Origin of the sequence: Streptomyces sp. NPDC006140, from assembly GCF_040628815.1 — a bacterium.
In the GTDB taxonomy this organism is placed as follows: Bacteria; Actinomycetota; Actinomycetes; order Streptomycetales; family Streptomycetaceae; genus Streptomyces.
Window position 1 is genome coordinate 1 of sequence record NZ_JBEXTS010000011.1, and the last position, 11,522, is coordinate 11,522.

At 70.4% G+C, this 11,522-nt stretch carries 12 protein-coding genes and 1 rRNA gene; 10 read left to right on the forward strand and 3 right to left on the reverse strand.

Annotated features, from left to right (window positions below):
* From rrf to ABZ386_RS26375, 9 genes are all read left to right on the forward strand, one after another.
* Nucleotides 1-91, forward strand: a 5S ribosomal RNA gene (gene rrf / locus ABZ386_RS26335); the annotation flags it as partial.
* Nucleotides 92-152: 61 nt separating this feature from the next.
* Entirely contained in the window at nt 153-797 is a 645-nt protein-coding gene (locus tag ABZ386_RS26340) for an HAD family hydrolase (RefSeq protein ID WP_358966102.1), read from the forward strand.
* Nucleotides 798-872: 75 nt separating this feature from the next.
* A complete protein-coding gene (locus ABZ386_RS26345) occupies nt 873-2,093 on the forward strand; it encodes an MFS transporter (protein WP_351338028.1) in 1,221 nt (406 codons plus the stop codon).
* Nucleotides 2,044-3,216, forward strand: a complete 1,173-nt coding sequence (locus ABZ386_RS26350; RefSeq protein ID WP_351338025.1) for an acetoin utilization protein AcuC — start codon at nt 2,044-2,046, stop codon at nt 3,214-3,216. The genes ABZ386_RS26345 and ABZ386_RS26350 overlap by 50 nt, the downstream gene beginning before the upstream one ends.
* Before the next feature lie 220 nt (nt 3,217-3,436).
* Nucleotides 3,437-4,252: a phosphatase gene (locus tag ABZ386_RS26355; RefSeq protein ID WP_356502596.1), complete on the forward strand. Its 816-nt coding sequence runs from the start codon at nt 3,437-3,439 to the stop codon at nt 4,250-4,252.
* 129 nt (nt 4,253-4,381) lie between these two features.
* Nucleotides 4,382-4,594, forward strand: coding sequence for a helix-turn-helix domain-containing protein (locus ABZ386_RS26360; protein ID WP_004984898.1), 213 nt, complete (start codon nt 4,382-4,384; stop codon nt 4,592-4,594).
* 156 nt (nt 4,595-4,750) lie between these two features.
* On the forward strand, nt 4,751-4,849 hold the full coding sequence (locus ABZ386_RS26365) for an AURKAIP1/COX24 domain-containing protein (protein WP_003948845.1): 99 nt from the start codon (nt 4,751-4,753) through the stop codon (nt 4,847-4,849).
* Nucleotides 4,850-5,049: 200 nt separating this feature from the next.
* Nucleotides 5,050-6,111: an NAD-dependent epimerase/dehydratase family protein gene (locus tag ABZ386_RS26370; RefSeq protein WP_358966104.1), complete on the forward strand. Its 1,062-nt coding sequence runs from the start codon at nt 5,050-5,052 to the stop codon at nt 6,109-6,111.
* A gap of 14 nt (nt 6,112-6,125) precedes the next feature.
* On the forward strand, nt 6,126-7,181 hold the full coding sequence (locus ABZ386_RS26375; RefSeq protein WP_358966107.1) for a lysophospholipid acyltransferase family protein: 1,056 nt from the start codon (nt 6,126-6,128) through the stop codon (nt 7,179-7,181).
* A 65-nt stretch (nt 7,182-7,246) separates the two neighbouring features.
* On the opposite strand, the gene ABZ386_RS26380 is transcribed toward ABZ386_RS26375, so the two are convergent.
* The 3 genes from ABZ386_RS26380 to ABZ386_RS26390 all read right to left on the reverse strand — a co-directional run bounded on the left by ABZ386_RS26380 (nt 7,247) and on the right by ABZ386_RS26390 (nt 10,796).
* Nucleotides 7,247-8,494, reverse strand: a complete 1,248-nt coding sequence (locus ABZ386_RS26380) for a DUF5667 domain-containing protein (RefSeq protein WP_358966109.1) — start codon at nt 8,492-8,494, stop codon at nt 7,247-7,249.
* A 236-nt stretch (nt 8,495-8,730) separates the two neighbouring features.
* A complete protein-coding gene (locus tag ABZ386_RS26385; protein ID WP_031117141.1) occupies nt 8,731-9,501 on the reverse strand; it encodes an ECF subfamily RNA polymerase sigma factor, BldN family in 771 nt (256 codons plus the stop codon).
* A gap of 377 nt (nt 9,502-9,878) precedes the next feature.
* Complete coding sequence (locus ABZ386_RS26390; protein WP_114254619.1) at nt 9,879-10,796, reverse strand: HAD-IB family hydrolase; 918 nt, start codon at nt 10,794-10,796, stop codon at nt 9,879-9,881.
* 160 nt (nt 10,797-10,956) lie between these two features.
* Between ABZ386_RS26390 and ABZ386_RS26395 the strand changes: the two genes are divergently transcribed.
* Nucleotides 10,957-11,235, forward strand: coding sequence for a glutaredoxin family protein (locus ABZ386_RS26395; protein ID WP_351338012.1), 279 nt, complete (start codon nt 10,957-10,959; stop codon nt 11,233-11,235).
* Nucleotides 11,236-11,522 lie beyond the last annotated feature (287 nt).

Consider the following 11,522-nt stretch of genomic DNA (forward strand, 5'->3'; position numbering starts at 1 on the left):
GCCCGGTTACATTCCGAACCCGGAAGCTAAGCCTTACAGCGCCGATGGTACTGCAGGGGGGACCCTGTGGGAGAGTAGGACGCCGCCGAACAATTTTTGGGAAAACCCCCGTATCTTCGGATGCGGGGGTTTTCTGCGTTTAGGGTCGAGCCATGCGCTATGACCTCGTGATCTTCGACAACGACGGTGTGCTCGTCGACAGTGAGCCCATCTCCAACCGGCTCCTCGCCGCCTATCTGACCGAGCTCGGGCACCCCACGTCCTACGAGGACTCCCTGCGCGACTACATGGGCTCCGCCATGCACCGCATACACGACCTCGTGGCCGAGCGGACCGGGCAGCGGCTGCCGGCGGACTTCGACGATGTGTTCCACGCGCGGGTCTTCGCTGCCTTCGAGCGGGACTTGAAGGCCGTGCCCGGTGTCGACGAGGTCCTGCAGAAACTCGCCGCCGACTCCGTGCCGTACTGCGTGGCGTCGTCCGGGAGCCATGAGCGGATCCGGGTGGGGCATCGGACGACCGGGCTCGACCGGTGGTTCGACGAAGGGCGGATCTTCAGTTCGGAGGACGTGGGCAGGGGGAAGCCGGCCCCGGATCTGTTCCTGTACGCCGCCGAGCGGATGAGGGTCGCGCCGGAGCGGTGCGTCGTCATCGAGGACAGTCCGCTGGGGGTACAGGCGGCCGTCGCCGCGGGGATGGACGTGTACGGGTTCACCGCCATGACGCCGGCGGAGAGGCTGACCGGGGCCGGGCGGCTCTTCTCCGACATGAGGGAGCTGACCGAGCTGCTCATGTGAGGGCGTAGAAGCTGAGCCGAATTCATCTTTGGCTGGATCTACCCATGAGTAAGCCTGGGGCCTACGCTCGCCGCCATGACTGATGTGCTGCGGCGCGGCAGGGCCTCGTTGGCGTTCAGCTTCTTGGTGCAGGGGGTCGCCTTCGCTCTGCTCGTGACGCGGATTCCGGCCATCCAGGACCGGTACGGAGTGTCCGACGCGCTGCTGCCGGCGTTTCTGGCGGCCGTGCCGATCCTGGCCGGGATCGGGAGCGTGACCACCGAGCGGCTGGTGAAGCGGGTGCGGCCGAGCCTGCTGCTGCGCTGGTCCCAGCCCGTGGTGCTGCTGGCGCTGCTCGGGGTCGGGGCCGGGGAGCGGATGGTGGAACTGGGCGTGGCCCTCGCCGCGTTCGGGCTCGCCGTCGGGGTGCTGGACGCGTCGATGAACATGCTCGGGGTGAGCCTGCAGCGGTCGTACGGGCGCAGCATCATGCTCAGTTTCCACGCGGCCTACAGCCTGGGCGGGATCGCGGGGGCCTCGCTGGCGTGGGTGGGGGCGCACTGGGATCTGGCGTTGTGGGTGTCGTATCTGCCGGTCGTGGCGGTGCTGCTGCCGGCGGTGCTGGTGGGGAGCCGGTGGTACGTCGACGACCGGGACGCGGGGCCCGTGGCGGAGGAGGGGGCGGACGGCGAGGGCCAGGTCGTGGTCTTCAAGTGGCTGCTGCCGTTGTGTCTGGTGATGACCGTCGCCTACATCGGGGACTCGACCGTCTCCAACTGGAGCGCGAAGTACCTCCAGGACGTGCTCGGGAGTTCGGAGCAGCTGGCGACGGTGCCGTACAACGTGTACATGGTCACCACGCTGCTGGGGCGGGCGCTCGGGGACTTCGGGGTGCGGCGGTTCGGGGCCGTCGCGGTGGTGCGGGCGGGTGCGCTCGTGGCGGCGGGGGGCTTCGCGGTGGTGGCGGGGGCGCCGGGGGCGTGGGTCGGCATGCTGGGGTTCACGCTGCTGGGCCTGGGGCTGTGTGTGCTGGTGCCGCAGACGTTCGCGGCGGCCGGCAGGTTGTTCCCGGGGGCTTCGGACGCCGCCGTCGCACGGCTGAACGTCTTCAACTATGTGGGGTTTTTGATCGGTTCTCCGCTGGTCGGTGCGCTCGGGGACGTGTGGAGCTACCGCGGGGCGATGCTCGTGCCGATGGTGTTGGTGCTGGTGACGCTCGTGTACGCCCGGTCGTTCGCCGCTCAACCGGACCGATACGGTGGCGGGCATGAGCGGCCGCGCACAGCTGATGTGGGACGAGGCAGTAACGGGCTATGACTTCGGGCCGGGGCATCCGATGGACCCGGTCCGGCTCGCCCTGACCCGGAGGTTGATCGACGCCTTCGGGCTGGACCGGGAGGTGGACGTCGTCGCCGCCAAGGCGGCCGGGGAGTCGACGCTGCGGCTCGTCCACCGGGAGGACTACATCGCGGCGGTGAAGGCGGCCTCCGCGGATCCCGGGGCGGCGGACCAGTCGTACGGGCTGGGGACGATGGACGATCCGGCGTTCGCGGGGATGCACGAGGTGTCGTCGCTGATCGCCGGGCAGTCGGTGGGGGCGGCGGAGGCCGTGTGGCGGGGTGAGACGCTGCACGCGGTCAACTTCGCGGGCGGGCTGCACCACGCGATGCCGGGCGGCGCGTCCGGGTTCTGCATCTACAACGACGCCTCCCTCGCCATCGCCCGGCTGCTGGAGCTCGGGGCGGAGCGGGTCGCGTACATCGACGTCGACGTACATCACGGGGACGGGGTGCAGGCGGCGTTCTGGGAGGACCCGCGGGTGCTGACGATCTCGCTGCACGAGCATCCCCGGACGCTGTTCCCGCAGACCGGGTGGCCGGAGGAGACCGGGGCGGACTCGGCGGAGGGCTCTGCGGTGAACGTGGCGCTGCCGGCCGGGACCGGGGACGCCGGGTGGCTGCGGGCGTTCCACGCGGTCGTGCCGGAGCTGATCGCGGACTTCCGGCCGCAGGTGCTGGTGACGCAGCACGGGGCCGACACGCACTTCGAGGACCCGCTGGCGCATCTGGCGGTGTCGCTGGACGCGCAGCGGGCGGTGCAGGCCGCCTGCCACGACCTGGCGCACGAGTACGCCGACGGGCGGTGGGTGGCCCTCGGCGGGGGCGGCTACGCGGTGGTGGACGTCGTACCGCGGTCCTGGACGCATCTGGTCGCGATCGCGGCCGGGCGGGCCGTGGAGCCCGAGGCGATGATCCCCGAGGGGTGGCGGCAGGAAGTGTTCGCGAAGACGCGGCAGTTGGCCCCGGCGCGGATGACGGACGGCCGCTGGCCGGTCACCTGGTCCGGCTGGGAGGAGGGCTACGACCCCGCCGACCGGCTCGACCAGGCGGTGCTGGCGGCCCGGCGGGCGGTGTTCCCGCTGCGGGGGCTGCTGGCGTGAGGGCCGGGTGTGGGAGGGGCCGGGGGTGAGAGGCCCAGGCCCGGTGTGAGAAGCCCAGGCCCGCTGAGAGGCCCAGGCCCGCTCTGAGAAGCCCGGCCTGAGATAGCAGGGCCGGAGAAGCTCCGCCGGAGAAGCCCTGCCTGAGGCCGCCCGTACGCCGACCGTGCGGTGTTCGCCCGTTCCCGGGACACGCGCGTCGCGGCTCGCGCACGATCACAACGTGCTGACCCCCGAAGCCCTTCGTGCGCACCTGGTCGGCGCACGGCTCGCCGGGACCGTGGCGACCTCGCGCGAGGAGAGCCTGCGCAGATACCGGCTCTTCGCCGCCCGGGACCCTCGGGTGCTGCTCGGTATCGACCCCGAAGGTGCCTGGAGCCAGCGGGACTTGATCGAGCTGATGGCGGACCGGTGCGGAGTTCCAGCCGATTTCCGGCGGACTTCCGGCCAAGAGGTGATCGCTCCGGAGCGGACCCTGGCCGCGCTGGACGCCTTCGCGGACCGTCTCGCCGAGGCCGCCCGGAGGGGTGCGCCCGTGCTCCTCGGCACCGGGCACCCGCACCGGCTGCTCGGTTTCTACGCCGCGCTGGCAGACGCCCTGTCGGCGGCGGGATGTGCCGTCCTCACCCCCGCGCAGGGTCGCTGTGTCGACATAACGACCCGGTTCGGCCTACGTACGTACAACCTCGACTACGTACGAGGAGTCGCGCTGGTGCGGACCCCCGGCGCAGAACGCCCCGGTTGTGAGCCCGGCGCACATACGCACTCACCTCTCCCGGTTCGTACCGTACTGGCCGCTCTCGCGGAGGTCGGCGGGCCCCTTCCGGAGCTGGTGATCGGGGACCACGGGTGGGTCTGCGGAGCAGGTCAGCTGGGGTTCGAGGCCATCGGGCCGGCTGATGCGGACGATCCGGCTCCGTTCGTCGGCGAGGCCGAGGGGTCCGTGTCCGTCGTCGTTCCACTTGATGACGGTGTGCGGTCTGATTACTACCTGCCGCTTACCCGCTACGTACTCAATCGGGCGTGTCTGTCACAGTAGGCCGCCGATGGGTGCACCTCTTCCCCACTCGCATCACCCGCCCCTACATTGGGGAGTGAGCACGCAGCGACGAAGAGTCACCGGAAGGGGAAGCCGGTGGCCGTCGAGTGCGGAAGGTTCAGGTGTGTCATGGCTGCAGCTGGCGAGAGGCCTCTGAACGAGGTTCAGTTCCTTACCGTGGCGGAAGTCGCCTCGGTGATGCGAGTGTCGAAGATGACCGTGTACCGGTTGGTGCACAGCGGTCATCTGCCCGCGATCCGTGTGGGGCGGTCCTTCCGCGTCCCGGAGCAAGCGGTTCACGAGTACCTCCGCGAGAGTTACGTGGGGGTGGAAACCGCCTGACGGCTGGGGCGGGGTGGTCCCTCACAGGGCACTCGGGACCACCCTGGCCCCCTCGATTACGACCTCAGCGCTCGGGCGGGTAGGCTAGCCCCTCGTAGGTCGTGTGGGCCCATGGCGCCCAAACAACCGAGTGATGAGAAGTGAGCGAGGGTAGTCGTGGGCTCTGTTATCAAGAAGCGGCGCAAGCGGATGGCGAAGAAGAAGCACCGCAAGCTGCTCAAGCGCACGCGCGTCCAGCGTCGCAACAAGAAGTAAGTTCGCGACGCGGACGCCGCGAGAGCGTTGCGTGTGGCCCCCCACCACAGGTGGGGGGCCACACGTGTATCGGCTCGTACGTCCGGCTGCTTCCGTCACCTGCCGCATCGGGCGGTCATCACAGCGCAACAGCGAACCGCTAAGTTGGCCCCACGGGGGAACGCGGCGGGACAAGAGGTTCTGGAAGAAAGGCGCTGATCTTGGGCAAGGTCGTGCTCGTGACCGGAGTGGCCCGCCAGCTGGGGGGCCGGTTCGTGCGGCGGATCCAGCGGGATCCCGAGGTGGACCGGGTCATCGCCGTGGACGCGGTGCCCCCCGAGCACCATCTGGGCGGGGCCGACTTCGTCCCGGCCGACATCCGGCAGCCCACCATCGCGCGGGTGCTCGCCGAGACGGGCGCCGACACGATCGTCCACCTCGACGTGACGGGTACACCGCTGGGCAGCGGCAACCGGGCCTCCCTGAAGGAGACCAACGTCATCGGCACCATGCAGCTGCTCGGTGCCTGCCAGAAGTCCCCGGCCGTGCGTCGGCTGGTCGTGAAGTCCAGCACGAACGTCTACGGCTCCGCGCCCCGCGACCCGGCCGTCTTCACCGAGACGACCCCGCCCAAGTCCCTGCCCAGCGGCGGCTTCGCCAAGGACACCGTCGAGGTCGAGGGCTATGTGCGCGGCTTCGCCCGGCGCCGGCCCGACGTGGCGGTGTGCGTGCTGCGGTTCGCCAACATCCTCGGCCCGACGGCGGACACCCCGCTCGCCTCGTACTTCTCGCTGCCGGTCCTGCCGACCGTGTTCGGCTACGACCCGCGGCTGCAGTTCGTGCACGAGGACGACGTGATCGAGGTGCTGCGCATCGCCTCGCACGAGCCGCGGCGGGGCACCCTCAACAGCGGCACCTTCAACATCGCCGGCGACGGCGTGCTGCTGCTCTCCCAGTGCTCCCGGCGCCTCGGGCGTCCCACCGTGCCCCTGCTGCTCCCGGCCGTCACCTGGGCGGGCTCGCTGGTGCGTACGCTGGGGATGTCGGACTTCTCGCCCGAGCAGATCCGGTTGCTCACCCACGGCCGGGTCGTGGCCACGGGCCAGATGCGCGAGACGCTGGGATTCCAGCCCAAGTACACGACCGCGGAGACGTTCGCGGACTTCGCACGCAGCCAAGGCCCCGGACTTCTTCCGCCGGAGGCCCTCGCGGGGGCCGTCGACCGGATCGCCGCGCTGCCCGTCGCGGGTGGCGGCCAGACCCCGACGCAGAGCGCCGACTGAGGAGCGCATCAACGATGGCGGATGCCAAGGTCATTCCGTTCGACGACGACCGGTCCCGGGGGAGCGCCGCGCAGCGCCCCCAGCGGCGCCGGAGCGGGGCGAGCCGGCGCCCGGGCACGGAGTCCGTGCCGGTCCGTGAGGTGCAGCCCCTGCCCACCAGGGCTGTTCCGCAGGATGATGTTCCCGTGACATCCGAGAAACAGCCGCCGGAGCAGTCCCGGGACGGCGACGGCGGTCTGGAGCAGCGGATCGCGGGCGGCCTGGCCTTCCTGCGCCGCCGCCTCACCGGTGACTACGAGGTCGACGACTTCGGTTACGACGAGGAACTGACCGACCAGGTCCTGATGTCCCTGCTGCGCCCGCTGTACGAGAAGTACTTCCGGGTCGAGGTGAAGGGCATCGAGAACATCCCGTCCGAGGGTGGCGCCCTGATCGTCGCCAACCACTCCGGGACGCTGCCGATGGACGGCCTGATGATGCAGGTTGCCGTGCACGACAACCACCCGGCGGGCCGGCATCTGCGCCTGCTCGCCGCCGACCTGGTGTTCATGCTGCCCGTGGTCAACGAACTGGCCCGCAAGCTGGGCCACACGCTGGCCTGTGCCGAGGACGCGTCCCGGCTGCTGCAGCAGGGCGAGCTGGTCGGGGTGATGCCCGAGGGCTTCAAGGGCCTCGGCAAGCCCTTCGCCGACCGCTACAAGCTGCAGCGCTTCGGCCGCGGCGGTTTCGTCTCGACCGCCCTGCGCGCCGGGACGCCGATCGTGCCCTGCTCGATCGTCGGCGCCGAGGAGATCTACCCGATGATCGGCAACGCCAAGACGGTCGCCCGGCTGCTGGGCTTCCCGTACTTCCCGATCACGCCCACGTTCCCATGGCTCGGGCCGCTCGGAGCGGTGCCGCTGCCGACCAAGTGGACGATCCAGTTCGGCGAGCCGATCCCCACGGACGGCTATCCGCCGGAAGCGGCAGAGGACCCGATGCTGATGTTCAACCTGACCGACCAGGTCCGGGAGCAGATCCAGCACACGCTGTACAAACTGCTGGTGCAGCGCCGGTCGGTCTTCTTCTGATACCGGTACGACGATGGGGGCGCCCCTTGCCGAAAGGGGCGCCCCCACTGTCGTACCACCGCCGGCTAGTCGGCGTCCTCGCCCTCGATGCCCAGGCCGGGCAGCAGGTCGGGCAGGAGCGGCGGGAGCGTCACATCCGGCTCGGGGGCGGGTGTGGTGCGCTCCGCCGACGGGGAGGTGCTGGCCTCGCTGTCCTGCGGGGGGTCGAGCAGGCCGCCGGTGTTGCCGCCGAGCAGGCCGTCGCTGTCGCTGCCGGAGCCGGCCGAGCGGCTGGGGCTGCCGCTGTCGCTGCTGCCCTTGTCGGTGCGCCCGCCGCCGCTGTCACTGGGCTGGGCCGAGCGGTCGGTGGCGGAGGAGCCGCTGGAGGCCGACTCGGAGCTGCCCTGGCGCCTGCCGTCGCCGCCGCCCGTGGCCGGGGGCTCGGGGAGGAGGGACCGCAGCGGGGCGACGTCCTCCTCTATGGCGTCGAACACCGACGACACCTCGTCGCTGACGTCCCCGAGCTGGACGGGGAGGCGCTCGCGCAGTTCGCCCCAGGCTTCGCGGTGGGAGCGGGAGAACGCGGACAGGGCCTGGATGGGGCCGAGCGAGTCCGGGTCGCGCGCGTACGCCTCGCTGAGCAGCCGGTGGCCCTCCGAGGCGTCGTGCCGCATGCCGGACAGGGCGCGGCGGATCTCGCCCAGGGATTCGTGGTCCAGGGGGCCGCTGCGGCCGCGCTCCATCAGGCGGCGGGCTTCGCTGAGCCGGGTGGAGGCGTGGTCGAGGTAGACCCGGCCGCGCTCGTCCACACTGTCCGCGAGCCCGAGTTTGACGTCCTCGATGCCGCGCTTGAGGCCGTAGAGCGAGTCGCCGGGCAGGGCGTCGGAGCTGGCGGCGGCGACGCCGCCGAAGGCGCTCGCGGCCACACCCACGCTGAGTCCGCCCGCGGTGAGGCCCTTGGCGAGGCGCGAACGCGGCCGGAACTTCTTCAGCGAGCCCGCGCGGTGGGCGCCACGGGCCCGGCTGGAGCGCTGCTCGGGGACCGCACGGTCCGTCGCCCCGCCTCCCGCGGTGCCCTCCTGGAGCATGGCCTCGAACGCGGCCACCAGCTGGGCCCGCTGGACGACCTTGACCTCCGGGTCGAGCTCCGGCTTGGGCAGCGCGCCGAGACCGGAGGCGAGCGCCAGCAGGCGCGCCCCCTCGGTCGGTTCCGCGGCTTCCGGGGCCGGTGGCGATCCTTCGGACTGCTCGGCCGCCGTGCCCTGCTCGGACTGCTCCTCCAAGGCCTGGGCGAAGGCGTTCGCCCGCCGGTGCGCCGATACGTTCGCGATCACTGGCGGCACCTCCTCTCGTCATGACGGTCGACTCCCCAGGGGGTCCTGAGGGTTGCACACCCTGACCACAACCACACGATCGGGTGATCGGAGTCGGCCAGGGGGTGACCACAGGGAGCCTGCATCCCGCACAACGAGCGGCTTGGCACTTGGGTTACGGACGGAGAACGATCGGTTGGAGAAGTCAACGGACTTTCACGGAACGTGAGTTGACCGTCGCCGAGGGTGCCGTCCGGTCAGCGGGCGTCTTCCGGGAGGAGCCGGGCGAGGGTGCGGACGGCCCGGTACTGGAGGGTCTTGATGGCGCCCTCGTTCTTGCCCATGACCCGGGCGGTCTCGGCGACGGAGAGGCCCTGGAGGAAGCGGAGCGTCACGCACTCCTGCTGCTGGGGGTTGAGCCGCCGCACCGCGTCGAGCAGGGCGGCGTTGGAGAGGGACTCCAGGACGGAGTCCTCGGGGGAGCGCTCGACCTCGTTGGCGTCGAGCATCTCGCCGGTGGTGACCTCCAGCCGGAAGCGGCTGGACTTGAAGTGGTCCGCGACGAGGTTGCGGGCGATGGTGACGAGCCAGGCGCCGAAGTCGCGGCCCTGCCAGGTGAAGGTGCCGATGCGGCGCAGGGCACGCAGAAAGGTCTCGCTGGTGAGGTCCTCGGCGGTGGCCTTTCCTCCGACCCGGTAGTAGATGTACCGGTAGACGGTGTCGCTGTACTGGTCGTAGAGGCGGCCGAAGGCGTCGGCCTCGCCGGCCTGGGCGCGCTCGACGAGGTCCATCATCCGGGCGCTGTCGCTGTCCGCCGCCGGGCGGCGGGCGGTGGCCGCCCCGGACGGGCGGCCTCGTCTGCCGACCGCGGCGCTGCCGTCGGCCAGTGCGTAGCACGGGCCGACGGGCGCGGCGGTGGCGAATGCGGGGACGGCGTACGCGGTGGGGACGAAGCCGCGCAACAGGTCGAGGACCGTTGCGCGCAGCGTAGCCAGGCCCGAGGCGTCAACCCCGACGTGTGGGTACACGGGACTCCCAGAGGCAGAGCTTCCATCACGTGCAGTGCGGGACCTTTCACCCGTCGTAGCGACGGAGGGGTACCGGTTTGCGTCTGAGGAGAATAACGCTTCGTGCAGGCGCTGCTACACCGAGTTGCTCAAATCATCGATTGCGTCGCTTCCGTAACCGATTGACGCCGGATCAAGTGCCGGAGGGTGAGCGGTTGTTGATCGGAAAGGTTCGTATTGCGGCTGAGTCCAGGGCGTGTTGTGGCCGTGTCCAGCCAAGAGGACTGGACACGAGGTTGTGGGGGTACGCCAGTTGGATTTACGGGGTTTGTCATCCCGTAAACGAAGGTGTTCCGGTTTGATCGACCGGTCGGCGGCGGATGGTCAGCGGCGACTGGTCAGCGGCGGCGGCGGTGCAGGGCGATGGCGGCCGCCGTGCCGCCGGCCACCGCGCCGACGCCCGCGGCGGCGGGGATGCCGACCTTGGCGGCCTTGCGGCCGGTGCGGTAGTCGCGCAGGCGCCAGTCCAGCTCGCGGGCGTGCTTGCGCAGCTTGGAGTCCGGGTTGATGGCGTAGGGGTGGCCGACCAGGGACAGCATCGGGATGTCGTTGTGCGAGTCGCTGTAGGCGGCGCAGCGGCCGAGGTCCAGGCCCTCGGCGGCGGCCAGGGCGCGGACGGCCTCGGCCTTCGCGGGGCCGTGCAGCGGTTCGCCGACGAGCTTGCCCGTGTAGACGCCGTCGACCGACTCGGCGACCGTGCCCAGGGCGCCGGTCAGGCCCAGGCGGCGGGCGATGACCTGGGCGATCTCCACCGGGGCGGCGGTGACGAGCCACACCTTCTGGCCCGCGTCCAGGTGGGCCTGGGCTAGGGCGCGGGTGCCGGGCCAGATGCGCTCGGCCATGTACTCGTCGTAGATCTCCTCGCCGATCGACTGGAGCTCGGCGACGCGGTGGCCCTTGACGATGGACAGGGCCGAGTCGCGGGCCTCCTGCATGTGCTCGGGGTCCTCGACGCCGGCCAGCCGGAACCACGCCTGCTGCCAGGCGAACCTCGCCAGCTCGCGGGTCTCGAAGAACTTCCGTTTGTACAGGCCCCGTCCGAAGTGGAACAGGGCGGCGCCCTGCATGACGGTGTTGTCCAGGTCGAAGAAGGCGGCGGCCCGGTCGTCGCCGTGGACCGGGAACTGCGGTTCCTCGGTCGTGCCGGCGGCTTCCTGTGAGGACTTGCGTGCTGCCTCCGCCGAGGCCTCGCCTGCCAAAACGCTCCGCGCCGTGGCGGAGCGCCTACGGGGAGTGAGCCATCCGAGAGCGGCCATGGCGTGAGCATAGCCAGTTTGTTCGGGGGTTCCGGAGTCGTGAGGTTTGAAGCCTGTGAACTCTCGGCAAGCGTGTCGTTAAAGACACCGCCCGGGGCGGGCGCGGCGAGCGCGTCCGGCGGCCGTTCGCGGGGTTCCCCTCCTCCGTCGGCGCGCGACAATGGCCGGCATGAGCCCTCTCTTCCGTCGCAAGCCCCCACGGGACCGGCTCGTCACGCTGATCCGCAAGCCCGGCTGTCATCTGTGTGATGACGCACAGGTCGTTGTGGAGAAGGTGTGCGGTGATCTGGGAGTCCCCTGGGAGCAGAAGGACATCACCGAGGATCGGGAACTGCACGACCAGTACTGGGAGCAGATCCCGGTCGTGCTGGTGGACGGCAGGCAGCACACGTTCTGGCGCGTGAACGAGGACCGTCTGCGCAAGGCGCTGACCGACTGATCCCGACCGGTGGGACGACTGACCGAGCAGTCCAAAGCGGCCCCCGAGGTCGCTTAGGATCGATGGCGACTTGGTCTCGGGGGCGGGATTCACTGAGGAGAGTGTGTTGTTTTGCCCCCAGAAGACAAGGAACGGTGGTGCCCGTGTGCCGGTTCCCGACGCGTGCGCCGGGGGCGCGTGAGCCCGGTCACGTTGGGCGGGCAAAACGGACACCATCTTTGTGCACGCGTTCACAAAGACATAGCCTGCTTTCGACGGGGCGGTCATGTAGGGACGTATGACCGCCT

Excerpts from the sequence above, each read along its gene's own strand:
- ABZ386_RS26340 (WP_358966102.1), top strand. The coding sequence starts at position 153 with ATGCGCTATGACCTCGTGATCTTCGACAACGACGGTGTGCTCGTCGAC.
- ABZ386_RS26345 (WP_351338028.1), top strand. The coding sequence starts at position 873 with ATGACTGATGTGCTGCGGCGCGGCAGGGCCTCGTTGGCGTTCAGCTTC.
- ABZ386_RS26350 (WP_351338025.1), top strand. The coding sequence starts at position 2,044 with ATGAGCGGCCGCGCACAGCTGATGTGGGACGAGGCAGTAACGGGCTAT.
- ABZ386_RS26360 (WP_004984898.1), top strand. The coding sequence starts at position 4,382 with ATGGCTGCAGCTGGCGAGAGGCCTCTGAACGAGGTTCAGTTCCTTACC.
- ABZ386_RS26375 (WP_358966107.1), top strand. The coding sequence starts at position 6,126 with ATGGCGGATGCCAAGGTCATTCCGTTCGACGACGACCGGTCCCGGGGG.
- ABZ386_RS26390 (WP_114254619.1), bottom strand. The coding sequence starts at position 10,796 with ATGGCCGCTCTCGGATGGCTCACTCCCCGTAGGCGCTCCGCCACGGCG.
- ABZ386_RS26395 (WP_351338012.1), top strand. The coding sequence starts at position 10,957 with ATGGCCGGCATGAGCCCTCTCTTCCGTCGCAAGCCCCCACGGGACCGG.